Consider the following 19,802-nt stretch of genomic DNA (forward strand, 5'->3'; position numbering starts at 1 on the left):
CATAGACCTCACTAATGAAGCTGGACAATGAAGCAATGCTCAGCGCCCTGGGTATTGCTTACAATCAATGCGCAGGCAATATGCAATCCATCCACGACGGCTTTTTTGCCAAGGCAGTAGCAGCAGGATTGGCAGAAAAAGGTGGTGTTACTGCCAGTATAATGGCCGAAAAAGGTATTTCCGGGATCAGGAATTGTCTCGAAGGTAAAGCCGGATTTTATAATGTCTACCATGGAGGGGATTATGACCCTCAAATTCTTATTAAGGAGCTGGGCGAAAGATTTGAAACAGAACGAATCGGTTTTAAACCCTATCCCTGCTGTGGGCAAAGCCATGCGGAAATAGCGGCTGTTCGGATGATGCTGCCAGCACCCGCTTTCACCTGCTCGAGGTGGCGTCCTACGGTTATCTGGTGATTGCATCCGGTTGCATACTGAGTGGCCCTGGCGCACATGCACCTGCCACGGAGCAAAAGCCTTTTCCACGCTAAAACATCGGACCTCACCAAAGCCATTGACTGAGCTCTGGCTGAGAACACCCGTGAGGGCAGCCCGTATTTCGAATGCATTGATCAAAAGCAGGTGGCGGTGGACTGGCTTAACTGGCAATTGCGCGGTGATTCAAAAACTGCTGCCCGCTTCGTGGGTGAACAGTGCGGCCTGTGTACTGATTAAAAGTGGACCATTGAACTGAAGAATTTACCGGTACAGTGAAACAGGGTCTGCCCTTGATATTTAACAGGATTATGGGCACGCATCACCAAGAATATTAAGGTGAGACCAGGGGACATCCAATAATCTAATAGAAATGCATCATATCAGGCGCTGGACCCACACCACCACTTCCTGGTGTGCACTCGGGAGCTGGGTTGCGCGTAATGAAACAGCGCCTGCAATCTCACGAATCTTAGTAAATAACATTGGAAGATCCTCGATAACGCCTTCATCGTGGAGCTTAAGTGTGAGTAACAGTCCGCGAACAGAGTTCCCGCGCAGTGACATCAGGTGCTTGAGCGCAACTAGGGCACGATGCGGTGCGATGTTGGCGTCGAGCACAAGCCAGTCTACCTGTGCAGGCAGATCGCGTGTGCGCAGGCGCTCGGCATAGTTACTGACGTGACGGAAAGTTCCGCGTGCCCCATGCCAGTCGAGCACACGGGGATCCATGCGTGAGGGGTCGATGCCTATAACATTGGCTCCACGTTGCAGTAGCGCCATTGCTGCCCCGCCCGGAGCAGACCCTATTTCCACTACGACATCACCCTCATGGAGCGGAAGAGCTGACCAGTTGAGCGCCTCCTCGATCTTTGCATAGGCCCGCGAAGGTACGTCCGGCGGAACAGGAACCTGACAAACACCACCGGGTTCCGCCCCGCGCCAGGGGTCATGCATGTGCCACCCAACAAGGATCGGATCGGTTACCCCTGGTGGCGGAAGCACTACATCGAGCACTGTGTCACCTGGTTTAGCATCATCACCCTCTAATACTCTGGTACCGAATTGCCCGCGGATGCTTTCTCTCCACTTTCTTATCCCCTCATAGTCTGGGAGCTGATCGTCGGGCTTTACAGGGTCCCGCGCGAATACGTGAACCCGGATTTCCGGGGCTGCGATCAATCCCGCTAATTCAACAATGCGATCAAGCGAGTCAGCAAAGCCCAGTGAGCGCCCGGTTGCCCGCGCAAAAACGGCCTGCGGCTCTGGTGTGTTAAGGCCAGATGGCACTGCATCTGTGCGCATGGTGATCAATCCGGGCCTGGAGTATGCCAGCCGTAAATCAGGGCGCGTGCGCGCAAGTTCGCGTTTAAGGTAGGGCATCGAGCGTGGCAGACAGGTTGCAAAAACAAATTCGGTCACGATGGATTTGCTGATTATTTTCTGAAAGATCGGGGGCTGCCCTTGACATTGGGAATTTTTAGTCTTCACAAAAAATCACTCAGCCCTAACCCTTTGCTCTATATTTCAAGGTCAGCATCATATCTATAAAAACCATAACTGAGTTCAGGATATAGAGAAAGATAACCTCATCCATACGGCCATATATCTTAAACATGATCCCGGAGGCATAACCCACTAATACTATGCACAGGAAAAACATGCTTTTGGCCTTTGATGACTTTGTTTTCCATGTCCTGTAGATGGAAAAGGGCCAGGCAAGGCCAAAGCATAACAACATTATTGTTTCAAATATCTTTGCTTCCATTGTTACTTTTTCTAGGCTTCCTTAAGTATCTTTATGGAGCTCTTTTCCACGAGGTCCTTCTCTTTTTCAAGATGTTCAGCCATATATGGGGCTGATATATGGTTAATAAGGTCTTCAAGGCTCTCCCACCTCTCCATTATAGTTACCATATTCTCATCCAGCTCCTGTGGAGGAAGCCCTGTCTTGAAATCAACAGCGGGAAAATAGTTAATACACCCCTTCTCTGCCCTCACCTTTGGAACAATAGTCTTGAATAGTTTTAAAAATTCCTGGACCTTACCTTTTTTAACGTGAACTGTTGCAATTACATTTATCATCTTCTATCTCCTTTTTTGTTTTCCACTATTCGAAATCTCTTTACAGGCTTTTCGGCCATGTTTCTCTTTCCCTGCCTGTTAGGTCTTTCAGCCATGCCCCTCTTTCCCTGCCTTTTAGACTTGTCCTGATCCCTGTTCTGTCCAAGGGCTATTGAATAATCATCAATCGTTATAAGACGCCTCCTGTACAGGGAGCCTATTGCGTTTTTATATATCTTTTTACTCACCCCAAACATGCTGTATATCTCTTCAGGGGGTGTCTTGTCCGAGATATCAAGGCGGCCCCCGTTTTCTTTAAGGATTTTCAATATCTTTTCAGAAAGGAGGTCAATATCCTCAATGTTCCGCTTCTGCAGGCAGAGGTCAATCTTACCGTCTTCCCTGATCCTTTTAATATACCCTTTTATCTCCTGCCCCAGTTTCAATGGCTGGAAAATCTCATTTTTATACAGCATTCCAAGGTACTTACTGTTCACAATAGCCTTGTATCCCATGGGGGTGATCTCACCTATTACAAGATCAACTGGTTCCCCAACCCTTAACTCTACTGGTTCAATTTCTTTAATCTCTTCCTTTACCTGTTCGGGGCGGGGCCTGCGTTTTACAATTATCCTGCCTTTTTCGCCCTGTCTACCTGATTTTTCATACTCTCGCATTTTATTATCTACTTTCTCTTTTAAATGTTAGCCAAACTGTGCCTTGAATGCCTCAAACTCCTTTTTAAGGTCTGAAAGTTCTTCCCGCAGCATGGTAATTTCATCCTTTAACAGGTTCAGATTATCCTCATCATCTGGGCTCTTTTGAGCGGCATCAAGTTGTGTAATATCCTCATGAGTCTCGATATCCTGTTCTCCGGCTAAAAGATGGGCATACCTGTGTTCCTTTCTGCCCGGCTGCCTTTCGAGTTTAATTACAAGACCCACCCTCTCAAGATTTGATATGGTCACCTGTACCTCTTCAAGGCTTGCAAAGGGATAAAGCCTATCTGTGCGGCTGCGTATTTCACCCATGGTCTGGGGGCCTCGTACAAACAGGATACACATTACAGCCCCTTCACTGCGCTTTAAAGTATACTCATTTGAAAAGGTCTGGGCATACCTTGCCACCCTGCTCCCGCTGCTTTCCATTGCGAGTTTCTTTTTGCGCAGCCCCTCAAGAGCACTTGCTACCATACCTTCCGAATAGGATGTAACAGGATCACGGTTTGACTTCTGGTTACAAGCGTTAATAAGGGCATTAATGGAAAGGGGATAATATTCAGGGGTTGCCATCTCCTTTTCCATAAGGCAACCAAGAACCCTGATTTCTTCATTTGTGAGTAAAATATCCATATTATCTAACCCTATTCGTCATTCCCGTGAAAACGGGAATCCATTGTCAATACCACAATGGCAAATAAAAAATGGATGCCCGCCTGCGCGGGTATGACGACATTTTTTTTTAATTTTTATATTCCAACATCATTACGCCTTTTTTGGGATTCACATAATACCTATTTTACTATGATAACGATTACAGATTCCGGCTAAAATATCAATCTGAATATTATAAGGCGCCCCTCTGAGACCTGAAAAAATAACGATAAAACCTCTCATCGGAAAACCGTCTCATAAGTCTCACCATTAAAAAAATAACAAGCATGGCAAAAAGAAACCTGAATAACAGTACACCGGAAACATGCCCGCCCAGGAATATCATTAAAAGGGTATCCTCAATCATACTATGCATCAGCCCCATAAAAGATAGTGAAAAAAATATCTCTCTTTCAGATAGCCTGCCTGAATGGGCCTCACGGATAATCAGACCTCCCCCGTAACCAATACCCATAGTCATGCCAATTATGGTAACAGGAACCGCATCCTTGCTGATACCCATCATTTTGAGGACCGGCCTGAGTACACGGCCTAAGAGATCGGTGATATGAAGCCAGTTCAATAATCTTACAGTAATAAGCAGGAGGAGGATTATTATATAGATAGATAACAGTGTTTTTAACTGGGCTATTGCCCATACTCCCCATGAGGGGTCAACTCTCTCCGGTTTCCATACAGCAATAAACTCTGTCTGGAGTAAACCGGTATAATGATACATCTGGTTCAACAGTATCCCTGAAACAAAAGCACCCAACACCCTGAAAACAAGCATAAACCACAATTTTATCCCTGCTTTACGAGCAATCCCCAGTTCTATTGGCAGGCTATGGGCTACAAGCATCATTGTTGCAAGAATAGTCACCTGTGCAACTGTAAGGTGTTCAATAAGTACCATGGAGGAGAATACAAGGATTGCAGTATAAAGATTTAAGAACATGGCAGTTGCCCATACAACCCCCATGCTCCCGGGAAGACCGGCATACTGCATAACATGCCCTAGGAAAAGACCAATATAATCCACAACACCCCAGTCGGTTAAAAGCTTTGTAGCGATACTGACAGGGATAACGATCTTGAACAGGATAAGGCTGGTCTTCCATGTTTCGTTAAAAAGTATTTCCCCCTGTTTCTTCAGGGAATCTATAAAGGCTTTTATTTCCATACGTGTTTCAAATCAAGCTGACAGTATTAGCCTGTTTTTAACTATCTCCCTGAATCCATTGTCCAGCCATTACCCAGCCCGTATGGAAGGGTAACAAATGGAGCTGCCTCCACGTGGTGAATCAGCCCGTCACGTATACTAAAGGTCTCCATTGTTACAAGGTTCAGCATCATACCGGGCGGATCACCCGGTTTTGCAGTGCGGCTTGTCCCGTCATGAACAAACAGGGGAAAGGTGCCCACAATCTGTTTTGCCTCATCAATAATAAGTACCCTTCTTGGTCTGATGCGCTTCATATGGGCAAATGTCTTTTCATTGATCTGCTCGGTGCAGGTGAGCATACTGAACCTGAGCATCTCTTTTCCCTGCTCTGTATCAGCAGTAGGAATAAAAGGCGCTGGCATCATGCGTCCACCGGGTGGCGGGTTATTTACTGTGCGGTAGCCATTTTCGTGCCTGACACACTCCTTTGCAAAGGCCCCTATCCTGCCATTATCCCCTTCAAGTGCATCAAAATAGGTGTTTGCAATACGATTAAGCATATCCCTTGAGGCCCTTTTTTTGAGCGGTACATCCTCTGTTAGCAGGGGCACAGGTGTTGTAAGAAGCGGTATTGCCGCATCGTTTATATCACGGTCATAGAGATGCTCTATCTCCTGTATCTTACCACGGTCTATCTTGAGCCTTACAGCAACCAGGGCGTTTTGCCCCCCGATTATGAGACGTGTCTGTAAAGCAACCTGCTCATTAACAGGATCAGCCACATAAATTTTAAATTCGGTTGGTTCACTTTTTGTGCGCCACAGGACACCCTCCCCCACATCCATCATCCCGGTGTTTTCGGTCATACGAAGATCCTGGGCCAGAGGGGGGACAATCCCCTTATCCTGCATGAATATCGCATTCATATAGCCATCCATAATCGCAACCAGGCAGGCCCTGTCACACTCCTTTTTATCAACCATACCCCATTCCGGTTCTGCGGCAAAGGCATTGTTAATCAGTTGACCTGTAATCAGCAACACAACCAAATAATGCCAAAATCTAAGAAATTTTCTGTACCCCATAATGACCTCCTTAATATTGATGTTAACACCCTTTTTCCTGAATCTCTAACAGAGTTTTGCTTATAAAACAAGATACTCCTTAAGTATATCGGGGCAATTTTTCACACATTTTTCATTTTTTATTCTTATTCATTTCATCGAATGAGTTTAAATTAGAAATATTGTCATTGTAATCCATGTAGGATAAAGTGAAAAAAACCATAATCCGGGGGAAAACATGAAACCCATAATCCTGATTGTTGAAGATGAGCCGGCCATTACCGATAATATCCAGTATGCCCTTGAGACTGAGGGTTTTGAAACAATCTGCTTTTCTGAGGGTAAAATTGCCCTAGAATATCTGGACAGAGAGGCGATTGACCTTATAGTACTGGATATTGGCCTTCCTGACATAAGCGGTTTTGAACTGTGCAAGGACATACGTAAAAAAACCAACACACCGATCATCTTTCTTACGGCACGCACAGAGGAGGTTGACAGGATTGTTGGTCTTGAGATAGGCGCAGATGACTATGTTACAAAGCCATTCAGCCCGAGGGAACTCACCGCAAGGATCAGGGCAGTACTACGAAGAACAGCCCGTTCCGATGAAAACTCACATGAGCAGGGGATATTTGATATTGATGAATCACGCAGGAGGATAACCTATAAGTGTAAGCCGGTCGATCTGTCAAAGTATGAATTCAATATCTTAAAGACATTCATCCAAAGACCGGGCCATGTCTTTTCACGTGACAGGCTTATGGACATGGCATGGGAAGAACCGGAGGCAAGCCTTGACCGCACGGTTGATGCACACATAAAAAACATAAGGGCTAAACTCAAAAATATCGATCCAGATACTGACCCTATCATAACCCACAGGGGTGTAGGATATTCATTGAGGGATGACCTATGAAACTGGGCCTCCGCATATTCCTCTGCTATTTGCTGATCTTTGCGGCATGTTTCTTTTACCCGATAAACTGGGTGCTTGATCATCTCAGGATCCGCTACCTTGAAGGGGTTGAAGATGTGCTTGTTGATCAGGCCAATATCCTGGCTGCCATTGCTGGCAGAGATATGGAAAAGGGTTCCCTTGATGTTGAAAAGTGGGAAAGAATATTCAGGGAAGTCAAATCGCGGGAACTCTCATCAAGGATATATGATTTTGACAAGACGAATGTGGATATGAGTATCTATATAACAGACAAAATTGGAAGGCTCATCTTTGATTCTGAAGAGAGAGAGAATATCGGCAAGGATTATATAAAATGGAGGGATGTAAGACTCACCCTGAGAGGAGAATATGGTGCGCGTACAACAAAAAAATATGAAAATGACAACAAATCATCAGTACTCTATATTGCTGCACCTATAATTATAAAAGGCAAAATCGCAGGTGTATTGACTGTAGCAAAACCCACCACCAATATAAATACATATATAGATAATGCGAAACCGGAAATATCAAGGGTAAGCCTCTTTTCAGCCCTTTGCGCTGTTATGTTGAGCCTTGTAGCAACACTCTGGATAATAAGACCCATCAACCGCCTGAAGATATATGCCGAGGATATAAGGCAGGGAAAACGCACCCCGTTTCCAAGGCTTGACCGCACAGAGATAGGTGAAATGGGTATTGCCTTTGAAAGGATGAAGGAGGCGCTTGAGGGCAAAAAATATGTTGAACAGTACATACAGACACTTACACATGAGATTAAAAGCCCGGTTTCTGCCATAAGGGGTGCAGCAGAGCTTCTTGAAGAGAATATGCCTGAGGAGAGAAGGGAGCGGTTTCTGACAAACATCAGAACTGAGGCAAACAGGATTCAGAATATCATAGACCGAATGCTTGAATTATCAGAGCTTGAAAGCCGGAACAGGCTGCGTCAACTTAAGGAGATAGACACAGGAGCACTGATAAGAACAGTCATTGAGAGCAAACAACCCATGCTGCTTAAAAAGAATATAGCGGTTAATATAAAGATTGGTGAAGAGCTGCATGCAACCGGTGACCCATTCCTGTTACATCAGGCCGTATCAAACCTTGTCCAGAACGCAATAGATTTCAGTCCCTCCGGTTCACAGATCACTGTTTCAGCATCAAAAAATGATAACGTGATTGTAATTGAGGTCATTGATAATGGATCAGGCATACCTGAATATGCCCTTGAAAAGATATTTAATAAATTCTTCTCACTAAACAGGCCGGACACAGAAAAAAAGAGCACAGGCCTTGGCCTTAATTTTGTGAGAGAGGTTGCAGAGCTTCACAATGGAAAGATAATGATTGTGAATCGACCGGAGGGTGGGGTAAAGGCATCCTTCATATTACCAGGACAAACTGAATAATGGATGACATGAGTTTCTGTAGAGACAAGGCATGCCTTGTCTCTACGATCAGGTATGAATTTCTTTTTTAGCACCTATGAAACATGGTGCTATTTTAGTGTAAGGGCACGGTGCGCCGTGCCCTTTCCTATGTAATTATGATATATCCAGTAAACCTACTTCGCTGGTTTAAAATAATAATAAAGATAAACAAAGAGGCCTAAAACGATTGTCCCGCCTCCATATATAAGCACAAATGGATTACCCTTTACTGTATGTGCAATAATCCACAGATTGCTTAGTATAAACAATACCGGTGTTACAGGATAACCGAAAGTCCTGTATGGGCGGTCGATGCTTGGCAACCTGAATCTGAGGATCATAAGACCTATTACAGTAAGCATGGCAAATAGAGAGAGTGTGAACCCTATATACATCAAGAGTTTATCAAATGAAGAGGTGATAACCATTATTATAGCAATAGCTGCCTGGAGCAGGATAGCCTTGCCAGGTGTGGTATGTTTCGGGTTAACATCGCCAAACCATTTTGGAAATGCATTATCCTTTGCCATTGCATAATATACCCTGGGCCCTGTCATTATCATTGCGCTTATGACAGATAAAAGGCAGATAGTAATGGCACCCGAAAAAATAGTCCCGATCTTTACACCGAAAAGGGATATTGCCGCTGTTGCGCCCACATCTTCAATACCTGTCATCTCAGATATGGGGAGTGCATATATGAAGAGAAGGTTGAGGAGCATGTAAAGGGCCATAACAACCATTGTACCCCACAACAGTGAAAGGGGTATGTTTCTTGAGGGCTCCTTTATCTCTGAGCCTATATAGGCGGCCGCATTCCAGCCGCTGTATGCAAATGATATATAGATCAGAGATGTTGCAAACTCGCCGGTAAATAATGATTTTGATACAGGCCCTGAACTGAAATTTTCAAGGCTGCCCTTTCCTAAATAAAAACCGAGCGCTATAAAGGCCAGTATCACTGTTATCTTAAATAAGGTTAGAATGTTCTGTACCCTGCTGCCAAAACTCAGGCTATACCAGTGGGCAATAGAAAAGAGAATAATGACAGAGATGCCGGTTATCGTATAAAAAGTTAATGGAAGAATACCAAACAGATTAAACACATCTTGACCTGAAGCCTCAGCGCCAATGCTCCTGAAGAGATATTTTGAAAATGCAATGGATGCAGCAGCTATGGGTGCAGAAAAACCCACAATCAGGGATACCCATCCTGAAAGAAAGCCAAATGGTTTCCCGATGCTTTCTCTTAAAAACACATATTCACCCCCGGCCTTTGGGAATATTGCCCCCAGTTCCCCATAGCAGAGGGCGCCCGTGAGTGCCAGTATACCACCTATAAACCAGCAGAGGATCATTGCGGCGGGATTTTTCAGGTCTGCCATGATAAAGCCTGAGGTTGTAAACACACCTGTGCCTATCATATTGGCAATAACAAGTATAACAGCAGTCCCAAGACCTATAGTTCTTTTTAGCTGATCGTTTTCATCCATATAAATCCTAATGTCTGTGTGCCTTTGCTGTATCGGTTAGACACGGGCCAACAAACACAAGAAAGAGGTTCTTTTCCTTTTCTGTATCAATAGTATTCTTAAGACCTTTAATATCAGTAATAACTATCTTTTCACTTCCTGAATATCCTGCACGGTAGACAATATGAACCGGTGTATCAGGTTTATATACTGCATTGAAAAACTCTACCATAGCAACGAGGTCTTTCATGGCCATAAATACGCTCATGGTCTCGCCATTTTTAGCAGCAGCCTCAAACAGGGGTTTGTTTTCAAGAATTCCCCTTGATGTGGTTAGAATCATAGACCCCTTACAACCTGTATGCCTGTTTAACAGGGAGCTTGCGACATTAAATGAACTCAAGCCAGGGATTGTTTCAAACATATCCTTATCAAAATGTTCACTGATATACTCGGACCCGCTCCATATCGTAGGATCGCCATATTCAAGGATTGCAACGTGTTTGCCCTTGCTCAGCTCTGCTTTTATAGAATCAGCCATTGCAGCTCGTCTATCTTCTACTATCTTTTTCAGGTCATCCTGAGATGCACCCGGATTTTTCTTTTTCACCTCAGGTGGTGAAAAATCATAGATATCAAAGAGAACAGGTTTATCACCCATATATTTGCCAAACCTCTTCTTTATGTCCGGTGAGCATATGAATGCATCTGCCCTTGACATGGCAGTAATGGCCTCTATGGTTATAAGGTCTGTATCGCCAGGGCCTATCCCGATATATGTAAGCTTTGGTCTCCTTTTCAGGTCAATTACCTCTATTTTATTAACTGATTTGATATCACGATCTGCCATGATGTCATCAGAAGGGACAAATATGAATTTTCCTTCCTTATCAATCTTTTTTCCATTTTTCATGTCAGCTATTATGGTGTTATCCTCAACTCTGTTAAGGAATACCTCTCCATATGAGAAGGTTGTCCTGTAGCCATCCGGGGCTGATATATGGAATATCTGTGAGAGTACAGGTTCTATACCCGCCTTGTTTATGATCTCATTAAACAACACCCCGGAATAATCATCACTTCCATGATACCCCTTCCCTTCTCCCATGTGCAGTACATGCATATCTTTACGCGTTTTAAATCCTGAAAGATCGGTTATTGTCAACTCCTGTTTTACCTTGCCTGTCACAGTAAATGATGGCGCATCAAGTTTAGCGGATTTATCAGCGGGCATCCTGGGAGCAGGATCAATGACCTCTATACTTACGATATTCTCAATAGACCTGTCAGTATATTCATCACATGCCACAACCAGTTTTGGGAAACCTATTTTTCTGTCAAACTGCTTCATCCTTGGTTCTGATTCCTCTGGCTTATGACATGAACTGCAGTCATGGTGTGGCCTGATCGGTGTGGCAGAGGTTGCTATTATGATGTCATAGGAGTTTTTATAAAATATCTCACCCCATGACAGGGCAACCTCCTGCCCTTCACTGTTCCTGACCAGTACTGCCAGATCAATTGCCTTATTATATGCAGACTCCTCTTTTGCAACAAAGGCTGTCTCAAGCAGTGTGCGGAGGGGCACACCATTATAATACCACGCACCCCTGTATGATTTGTCTTTTAATATTTCATTCAGTTGGATGCGGACGGTCTTGAACCTGCAGATATCTTCCATTGAAAGGTTCAAAGGCTGCTTTACCGCACCTGTGATGCTGATGGATGCGGCATATATATTAGTACATATAAAAACTGAGAAAAAAATAATAACTGATAATAGAAATTTTTTCATATGCTCCCCCTTTTGTTACAGGGTTTAAGATACAACTACCTCTAAAAATAAACATCCCCGCCAAAAAGCGCGGGGAAGTTTACCTTTAACCGATTTCAAATATTCCAAATAAAAAATTAAAAATTTGCTTCAAGTCCAATAAAAAGACTTCTTCCTTCCCTCGGAAAACCATAACCTGTACTGTAATTTTCATCAAGTAGATTCTGTAGACTCATGTTAACCTGAAAATTTTTGGTCATCTGAAACATACCTTTAATGTCAAATACCCAGTAGTCATCAAGTTCAACCCAATCCCCATTCCTTTTTTCCTCTTTCTGACCCTTGTCATATCTTGCCTTGACTAATAAGGAGAGATAATCATTAAATGTGATCAGGTCAGTAATCTTAAACTGATGTTTTGGGGTTTCAGGGAGATAATCACTATCTCTATCGGGGCTTTCATTTTGAGCATCAACATAGGCATAGGCCAACTGGATTTTGTTTTTATCAAAATATGTATTAGAAAGTGAAAATTCAAAACCTTTGTAACTCGCCTCACCTATATTGTCATTGAAATCCAGGTCTTCGCCTACAGTTATTTGTGTGATTAAATCTGTTACATCTGAATAGAAAAGGGTAAAATCTAAAATGCTTTCAAAAGGAACAGCACTTGATATCCCTGCTTCGTAATTTATAGACTCTTCCTTTCTAAGATTCGGGTTAGGTATGGCAGTATCCTGATAGGCCGAAAATAATTCCTTCTGAGTGGGGAATCTTGTCTTTTTAGCTGCAGAAACATGGAGTTCAGTCTTGTCTGTTAACCCGTAGGTCAATCCCAGGATACCATTTAATGAATCATCATCATCCCTTGTCGGTCCGCCATTTGCATACTTTGCCTCCTGAACATCATAGTTCATTCCTGCTACAAGAAAGGCCTTTTCAGTCAGTTCAATAGAATCCTCAACCCCATATGATGATGTCCTTGTTTCCCATTTTTCCCATGGATCACCGGTGTTGCCCTGTGATTTATGAACATCATTCTTTAAATGATATGAAAAGCTCAGGATATTTTTATTAAAATAATCAGTCCTGAGAATCAATGAACCGCCGTCTGTATGGTCATCATATGTGCTGTGAAAGGAAGAACGGGCATTCTGCGTTGTATAGTTAGCGTCGTCAAATGCGTCAAGAACATTGTAATATTCATCATGATACAGCCTGACCTTAGCTGACAGGTTATCGGTTATCCTGCTGTCACCTATAAAATAATAGGTTGTCTTTTCCCATTCAGGAAAACGCCAGAAACGGGGACGTTCGGAAGGATAAACGTTTGGAGGCAAACCCTTATCACTGCTGGTTTTATAATAACCTAATGCATACTCATGGCCCTCAGTTGGCATGAAACCTACCTTTATAGACTCTGTATGACTTCTTACATAAGAGTTGTCCCTTTCGTCGCCTCTTTCAGGTGAATCTTGATCTGGTTCATCTGGTGGCACATAATCTTCGGACATCTCAAAGTAATCACTATTGAGGCCTGTAAAACCACCCATGATATAAAACTTACCTATCATGGAACCTAAATTTACAGTACCCCTGTAATTATCCAGACCATAATTAAACTTTACTGATCCTTCAAAAGACTCTGTCGGCCTCATTGAAATTATGTTGATAACACCGCCCATTGTATTGGCTCCATACAGTGTTGATGAAGCCCCTTTACTGAGGGTAATTCTAGAAATATTTCCTGTTGAGATCTCGCCCGGATCAACATAACCATCGTAGGGGATATACCAGGGTATCCCGTCAAAAAAAATAGGCACATACCTCTGATTGAATCCCCTTACATTGACATATGCCTCATTTCTAGAACCTGTGCTGATAGCCAAGCCGGGCATTGCATCAAGAGCGTCTGCGATACTATTAAAATCGTTTAATTGGATCTGATCCCTGTCTATTGTCTCGGTTGTAGCGACCTTTGATATTGCCTCGGAATTGGCTGTTACAACTATTTCACCGAGCTCAAAGACTTCTCCTGACTTTTCTTTCTGTACTTCAGCAGTTACATACCCGCTTAAAAAGAAAGATCCAAGGATACATAAAATAAAAAACAACTTTGCTCTTATCATAAAAACTCCTCCTATTTTTCTATTTATTATTGCTATTTTGGTTAATATGGGGCTTTCGCCATGTCATAACCAGGTAAATAAATATACCGGCAATCATTACCGGGTATATGATCAAGAAGGTCTTGAGCGCAGGATTTCTTGAAAGGGTAAACATGGCCCATGCCTCTGTATCAGGGGCTGGTTCACCTATAAAACCCTCCGGCAGCACAAAACTTCTGAGTGTTACATGCACATCTTTGTGATTCATTGGTTTTAAAAGGTATAATCTTTGTTCCTTTAATAACTCACCATCCCTGGACAGGGAAACATCCACATAACTTTTCGTATAATCGAGGTCATCCCTGCTAATATCCCTTTTGGATTTGGCAAGAGCCTTTCTATTGCCAACAAAGAGTACATCCTTTATTTCAATTTCATACCCTTCTTTAATATGATGTTTAATGCCCTTCCCAAGCCTGATATCATTGTATTCAAAACCAAGCATAAAGCCGCCAAGGTGGCCAAGGGCGACAAACCCGAATATGCCGTGCACTATCAGCATGAATAACTGGTTTCTGCTAAATCTTGCCCTCATTATTTTGAATATCTTGCTCCATGAGCAGAAGATAAGGTTTATGCCCATTACAACCATGACAGCACACAGCACCGCAAACCATATCTTCAGAAACCCAGAACCTGATTTTTCGGAAAACAGCCAATCACGAACAAGGATATTATTCATAACCCTGAAATCTTTTATATATGCATCTGAACCAGCCAGGTATAATCCAAGCCCGATCCATACCGCCAGAAAAACCAGTGTCCATACGGTGAGGTACATTGAAGAAAGTTTTTCAGAAACCCTGCTCAATATGTGCTCCTTAAAATAATCAGAGTAAGGAAAAAGATACCGGATAGAGCTCCTATTACAGACCTTATATCCTCTGCCTTTCTGCCTTTTCCTGGGATATGAAAGGCTAGCATTAGATAAATAACAACAAGTGTTGACTGGAAAAAGGTCTGGCTCCACATCCAGAAATCACCCCATCCCTTCTGGCACCAGATGATTCCGACATATTCAGCAGCAAGATAAAAAACAGAAGCAAGCACAAGATAGTTTCTGCCCATATGTGACAGCATGCTCGTGCGTTCATCCATTTCACGCTGAATAATAAACTGAACAAACCATGCAGTTGATACAAGCATCAGGCTGAGCGCTATGCACCTGAAAGCATGAAACATCACGATATAAGAATACCCGTGGTCGTAGACAGGCAGGCTTACCTCTTTTGGGAAGAAGCTCATTACCAGCAGCAGGACAATGCTACCTGCCCATACCCACCTGCGTACCTTTATTGCAAAATTACCTTTGAACAAGAAAAAAAGCCCGGTTGCCCCCATTATAAACGAACTAAAAAGGAATGATTCGTAGATGTTAAATAGAGGCAGGGTGCCTGAAGAGGTATAGATATATAAAAGTCCCGCAAGGTTTACTGTTACAGCGCATATGCAAGTGACCAATTCTATTTTCTTAAAACCAATGATGCAGGTTAGAAGAAGCAGAAAATAGAGAATAAATATGGAATAATAAAGCGTTGCAAGCATTTTTTTAATTATTTATTAATAACTCTATTATATCAATATTAACATAAAGCATTACAAAAAAATTTAACGTAATTTAATCAGTAACTATTTAATTTAAAATAATTTTAATTAGCACAGCTTGAAATACTAAGTTCAAATAATTCTATGATGTAAAGTGTACCCTAATACCTTTCATCGATATTTATTGTCAAGTTATTTTTCTTATATTTTTTTCTCTTATTTTATTTACCGTTTATTACTATTAATAACCATTTATAACATCACAAATCGAAATATTTCCACTTTACATAAGGCAAGGTTAACTGTATGTTTTCTCTTTTTTTTAAACAAGGGAGCATGATGCCAAAAAGAAGTAAAAGAACAACGTCATACCGATGGTATGACCCACTCATTTTCTATATACTGTTTCCCTTAATCACCTCTTTACTTAAGCTTCTTCTATCCTCATACAGACTCATAAGGGTTGAAGGTACTGAACTTGAAAAAGAGGCACTCGCAAGATCAGGAGGAAAGGCCGTTTACTGCTCATGGCATCAGAGGCTGGCATTTCATCCCTTATACCTCTCAAAAAGAGGGGTAACCGTGATGGTCAGCCAGAGTCGTGACGGTGAGTTTGCCGCAAGGTTTATTAACGCGCTTGGCCTGGGTGATGTAAGAGGCTCTTCAACCCGTGGCGGTCTAGGCGCCCTGATAAAACTCAAACAGAAGATCCTTGCCGGTGAAACAAACGGTGGCATGGTGGTTGACGGCCCCCTTGGCCCTGCACGTGTTGCTAAAATGGGGGCTGTATTGCTTGCAAAAAACAGCAGGACACCGCTTATGCCTGTTATGTGGGGAACAGACAGATGCTGGGTCTTAAACAGTTGGGACAGATTTATTATTCCAAAACCCTTTGCAAAGATAGTATACTGTCATACTGAGCCGATCTTGGTGCCGGAATCAGCCTCTGATGAGGATCTTGAAATGTACAGGAAACAGCTTGAAGAGAGCCTGAACATGGCTGCAAAATGGTGTGATGAACAACTGGGTGAAGAAAAACCCTGGAGGAAAGTAAAGAAAGACGGTATCCCTGAAACAGGTCCTATCGATACCGAAGCATAATCTATAAATGAAAATTCCCATTGAGTCGTTTTATCAGGCCCTGTATCTCAACCCTGTTGAAGATCGCACTGACAGATGCACGCGCCCCTGAGATATTAGAAAGCATTACAAATAACATACCAAATCCTTTCATGACCGGATTTTTTTCAGTATAAATTTTATAACTTACTGATTTAATTATTTTAGTTAATCAGTGGGCATAACCTGCTGAGAAGAGGCCATTATTTTAATAAGCAAATGATTCTGAAATTTGCATCTCTTTATGTGCATCATGCACACTAAAATGTGCATTACCTGTTTAAATTACTATTAAAATAATAAGAGGAAACAATGCAACAATAATTAAGGCTGTGATCAAGAGGAGCCTTATAACACGATTGATATCCAGAAGATCGGGGTCAGGGAACTCTTCCCCCAGCCAGGGCTTTTCCTTTAGCCCTTCAGGGTACCTTACAGGCCCGCCTAGTCTAGCACTGATTGCCCCTGCCACAAAGCTTTCAGAGTGGGCGGAGTTTGGAGAATCATGTTTAAGCCTGTCACGTAAAGAGATTTTTAATCCGCTTAGAGGGTGTAATCCTGAAAAGAGGGCTCCAAAGAAAAGCAGTATCAGAGAGAGGCGCGCAGGTATAAAATTCATAAGGTCATCCAGCCTTGCGCCTGCCCAGCCAATCTCTATCAACTCCTCTGTCTTGTGACCTATCATGGAGTCAAGGGTTGATGCCACCTTGAATATTATGAGTAAGACAATGCCGGAAAAGGCAGGGTCAATGTCAACATAAATACCGATCAGACATCCTGCACTATACCAGAAAACAGGGGAAAGAAACCCGTCCACAAAGTTTTCTGCCAGTGTTTCAATGGCAGCGCGTATAACCCCATTTTCATCAAGAGAGTTCACATCCCGGCCAACAATCATGGCAACAGACGCCCTGGCCTTTAAAAGGTTATTGTTCTTGAGTGCATCTGTAACAGGACGGCAGTGGTTAAAGAGGTCTTTAAGTGCAATCAGGGAATAGACAAAATAGATATTCATGAGTATGGCCAAAATCGGATGGGCCAGATTTAAAAGCATTATAATAAATAAATAGACAGTAACAGAAATAATGATCGTCAGCAATGTTAGAAGCACCCCGCTGAACCTCATGTTCACAGACCTGCCTATAAAAAAATAATGCAGCAGGTCTATTAACCTGCCAATGATTCTTACAGGGTGAAACCTGTAGTTCGGGTCTCCCAGAATAAGGTCAAAAAGAAATCCTGAAATGAGTATTATTAGAGGTATGTAATCTTCCATATTCTTTTATTTTCTAAATGATGATAAAAGGGATAACAGTCTGTCATTATCTTTAACAGAGCGGATGCCAAACCTGAAATAGTTATCCTCAAGTCCCCTGAAGTTCCTGCAATCCCTTACAAAGACCCCGTTACCGAGCAGATATTTTAAAAGATCATCAAGGTTTTCTGTCATTTTCCATCTGCATAAAAAAAAGTTAGTACAGGATGGGAACACCTCTAAGCCATCCATCTCTTTCAAAATAGTAAATATCCTTTCCCTTTCATAATTCAGGTAAACAATAGTATCTCTTTCAAAATCCTCACAATCCTTTAAAAGGATGGCCGCATTTTCTGCTATGCCATTAACAGTCCAGGGCTCCTTAAATTCATTTAACAGCCCTATCGTATCCCTGTGGCCGATTACACCCCCCATGCGAAGCCCGGCAATGGAGTAAAACTTTGTAAATGAATGGATAATTATGAGATTTGGATATCTATTGCATGAAATAAGGCTTTCATCCTTCCACCTGTCAACAAACTGAATAAACGCCTCATCAATTATAAAATACTTATCAGGATATTTTTCTCTAAGGTAGATTATCGTATCCCGCTTAAACATGCCTGCTGTCGGGTTGTTGGGGCGGCCCACCCAGATGGCATCAACATTATTAATAACAGCTTCAAGCTCGTCCACTGAAGGCAGCGCAAAATTATTTTTTAGTTTAAGTGGATAGGTGACTACCTCAGCCCCTGCCAGTGTCGAGGCCCTTTCATAATCATAAAATGATGGCGCAGGAATAAGCACCTTTTTAAACTTGAGCGCACGCGGTATCAGGTATATGAGTTCGGTTGACCCGTTACCTGCAAGGAATTCATCATGTTTTACACCTGTTTTATGTGTGTAAAAATCGGTGATTCCCTGGCCATTGATGGTGGGATAATCCTGCACCGCATTAAAAAGGTATTGCCAGTTTTTAGCTATAACATCAGGCATACCAAGGGGATTAAGGTTCACACTGAAATCTATTATCTTTGTTTCAGACAGATGAAGCCTTGCAAGATCAGCAAGGGGGTTTCCGCCATGTTTGTGTTCAGTTGTCATATTCTTTTTTCACGCTACCTTCTGACACCTTTTAAAACGGGCAGGCACGGGGGCCTGCCCCTACATTATTTAATAAATATATTTTTGATCCAGGTTTATTTTTGTAGAGGCAACCCCCTGTGGTTTCCCGTCTAAAGGGATCAAAAAATCATTTTACCTGGAACGGCTATTACCATAAGAAGCACAACCTCTATAATCTCATTTGATGCCCCTAAAAGATCACCAGTTATGCCATTGAACTGTCTCCTGAACATACCTTTTAATAAAAGTGTAATTGCAAATGCCAAAAGAAAAAGCAATATCCCTGTTATTCCAAAACATGCGGAAATGACGATTGCGGCCACATGCGAAATAATTCGGTGGCCGTTAGTTGCGTTTTTAATGAACACGCCTGCCATCCCCTGTTCGCTTCTGGCGTAGGGCATGGTGGTCTGTAGTTCAACAAGCATGTCTCTTGATATCACGGGGATGATGATAAAAAATATAAAAGTCCCTGATGCAATAACCCGCTCAAATGCAACAAGCCTGAGGATGATCCCTAAAACAAGGGCCATTCCCCCGAATGCACCGAGGGATGAATCCTTCATAATTGCGAGTCTTCGCTCCCTGCCAAACCCGCCAAGGGAATCTGCCCAGTCAGCAAGACCGTCCATGTGCAAGCCCCTGGTAAGCCATATAATAAGAGCAGTGAGGACCACAGCGCAGCCCCATGTCCATTTATCAAATGGCAGAAGAGCCCACAGATACGAGAGCAGGTAGAGCATCAGCCCCAGCAATAACCCTGCTGCCGGAAACCAGGGCAATGCCGATGAAAAATCATCACCCTCCTTTCCCGGAACAGGTAATACTGTGAGTGTCCTTATTGCTGTTATCAACCCTTTAAACATATTTA

19 protein-coding genes are annotated in these 19,802 nt (G+C 42.8%); 4 read left to right on the plus strand and 15 right to left on the minus strand.

Annotated features, from left to right (window positions below; translation table 11 throughout):
- Positions 1-14 precede the first annotated feature (14 nt).
- Complete coding sequence (locus GX654_12680) at positions 15-416, plus strand: MmgE/PrpD family protein (GenBank protein NLD37714.1); 402 nt, start codon at positions 15-17, stop codon at positions 414-416.
- 396 nt (positions 417-812) lie between these two features.
- Here GX654_12680 and GX654_12685 read toward each other — a convergent pair whose 3' ends face one another.
- From GX654_12685 to GX654_12715, 7 genes are all read right to left on the minus strand, one after another.
- The gene (locus GX654_12685; protein NLD37715.1) at positions 813-1,925 is read right to left on the minus strand and encodes a hypothetical protein; all 1,113 of its coding nucleotides are present in this window, start codon (positions 1,923-1,925) and stop codon (positions 813-815) included.
- 16 nt (positions 1,926-1,941) lie between these two features.
- The gene (locus GX654_12690) at positions 1,942-2,202 is read right to left on the minus strand and encodes a hypothetical protein (GenBank protein ID NLD37716.1); all 261 of its coding nucleotides are present in this window, start codon (positions 2,200-2,202) and stop codon (positions 1,942-1,944) included.
- 11 nt (positions 2,203-2,213) lie between these two features.
- Positions 2,214-2,519, minus strand: a complete 306-nt coding sequence (locus GX654_12695) for an antibiotic biosynthesis monooxygenase (GenBank protein ID NLD37717.1) — start codon at positions 2,517-2,519, stop codon at positions 2,214-2,216.
- Positions 2,516-3,175: a hypothetical protein gene (locus tag GX654_12700; GenBank protein ID NLD37718.1), complete on the minus strand. Its 660-nt coding sequence runs from the start codon at positions 3,173-3,175 to the stop codon at positions 2,516-2,518. The genes GX654_12695 and GX654_12700 overlap by 4 nt, the downstream gene beginning before the upstream one ends.
- A gap of 27 nt (positions 3,176-3,202) precedes the next feature.
- Positions 3,203-3,850 (minus strand): DUF480 domain-containing protein, encoded by a 648-nt coding sequence (locus GX654_12705; protein NLD37719.1) that lies wholly within the window; start codon positions 3,848-3,850, stop codon positions 3,203-3,205.
- 214 nt (positions 3,851-4,064) lie between these two features.
- Positions 4,065-5,054, minus strand: coding sequence for a hypothetical protein (locus GX654_12710; GenBank protein ID NLD37720.1), 990 nt, complete (start codon positions 5,052-5,054; stop codon positions 4,065-4,067).
- A 41-nt stretch (positions 5,055-5,095) separates the two neighbouring features.
- Entirely contained in the window at positions 5,096-6,121 is a 1,026-nt protein-coding gene (locus tag GX654_12715) for a hypothetical protein (GenBank protein ID NLD37721.1), read from the minus strand.
- A 217-nt stretch (positions 6,122-6,338) separates the two neighbouring features.
- Between GX654_12715 and creB the strand changes: the two genes are divergently transcribed.
- Together creB and creC are read left to right on the plus strand one after the other, a co-directional pair.
- Positions 6,339-7,019: a two-component system response regulator CreB gene (gene creB, locus GX654_12720; GenBank protein ID NLD37722.1), complete on the plus strand. Its 681-nt coding sequence runs from the start codon at positions 6,339-6,341 to the stop codon at positions 7,017-7,019.
- Complete coding sequence (gene creC / locus GX654_12725; GenBank protein NLD37723.1) at positions 7,016-8,452, plus strand: two-component system sensor histidine kinase CreC; 1,437 nt, start codon at positions 7,016-7,018, stop codon at positions 8,450-8,452. The genes creB and creC overlap by 4 nt, the downstream gene beginning before the upstream one ends.
- Positions 8,453-8,607: 155 nt before the next feature.
- Here creC and GX654_12730 read toward each other — a convergent pair whose 3' ends face one another.
- From GX654_12730 to GX654_12750, 5 genes are all read right to left on the minus strand, one after another.
- Positions 8,608-9,966 (minus strand): amino acid permease, encoded by a 1,359-nt coding sequence (locus GX654_12730; GenBank protein NLD37724.1) that lies wholly within the window; start codon positions 9,964-9,966, stop codon positions 8,608-8,610.
- Between the two features lie 7 nt (positions 9,967-9,973).
- Positions 9,974-11,740 (minus strand): hypothetical protein, encoded by a 1,767-nt coding sequence (locus tag GX654_12735; protein ID NLD37725.1) that lies wholly within the window; start codon positions 11,738-11,740, stop codon positions 9,974-9,976.
- Positions 11,741-11,856: 116 nt separating this feature from the next.
- Positions 11,857-13,848: a TonB-dependent receptor gene (locus tag GX654_12740; GenBank protein NLD37726.1), complete on the minus strand. Its 1,992-nt coding sequence runs from the start codon at positions 13,846-13,848 to the stop codon at positions 11,857-11,859.
- Between the two features lie 19 nt (positions 13,849-13,867).
- On the minus strand, positions 13,868-14,698 hold the full coding sequence (locus tag GX654_12745; protein NLD37727.1) for a hypothetical protein: 831 nt from the start codon (positions 14,696-14,698) through the stop codon (positions 13,868-13,870).
- The gene (locus tag GX654_12750; GenBank protein NLD37728.1) at positions 14,695-15,348 is read right to left on the minus strand and encodes a hypothetical protein; all 654 of its coding nucleotides are present in this window, start codon (positions 15,346-15,348) and stop codon (positions 14,695-14,697) included. The genes GX654_12745 and GX654_12750 overlap by 4 nt, the downstream gene beginning before the upstream one ends.
- A gap of 420 nt (positions 15,349-15,768) precedes the next feature.
- On the opposite strand from GX654_12750, the gene GX654_12755 reads away from it, so the two are divergent.
- Positions 15,769-16,533 (plus strand): lysophospholipid acyltransferase family protein, encoded by a 765-nt coding sequence (locus GX654_12755; GenBank protein ID NLD37729.1) that lies wholly within the window; start codon positions 15,769-15,771, stop codon positions 16,531-16,533.
- Between the two features lie 298 nt (positions 16,534-16,831).
- On the opposite strand, the gene cobD is transcribed toward GX654_12755, so the two are convergent.
- The 3 genes from cobD to cobS form a co-directional block, all read right to left on the minus strand.
- On the minus strand, positions 16,832-17,827 hold the full coding sequence (cobD, locus tag GX654_12760) for a cobalamin biosynthesis protein CobD (protein ID NLD37730.1): 996 nt from the start codon (positions 17,825-17,827) through the stop codon (positions 16,832-16,834).
- A gap of 6 nt (positions 17,828-17,833) precedes the next feature.
- Positions 17,834-18,910, minus strand: a complete 1,077-nt coding sequence (locus GX654_12765) for a threonine-phosphate decarboxylase (protein NLD37731.1) — start codon at positions 18,908-18,910, stop codon at positions 17,834-17,836.
- Between the two features lie 140 nt (positions 18,911-19,050).
- Positions 19,051-19,797: an adenosylcobinamide-GDP ribazoletransferase gene (cobS, locus tag GX654_12770; protein NLD37732.1), complete on the minus strand. Its 747-nt coding sequence runs from the start codon at positions 19,795-19,797 to the stop codon at positions 19,051-19,053.
- Positions 19,798-19,802: the final 5 nt, after the last annotated feature.

Source organism: Desulfatiglans sp. (genome assembly GCA_012513605.1).
Taxonomy (GTDB): Bacteria; Desulfobacterota; DSM-4660; order Desulfatiglandales; family HGW-15; genus JAAZBV01.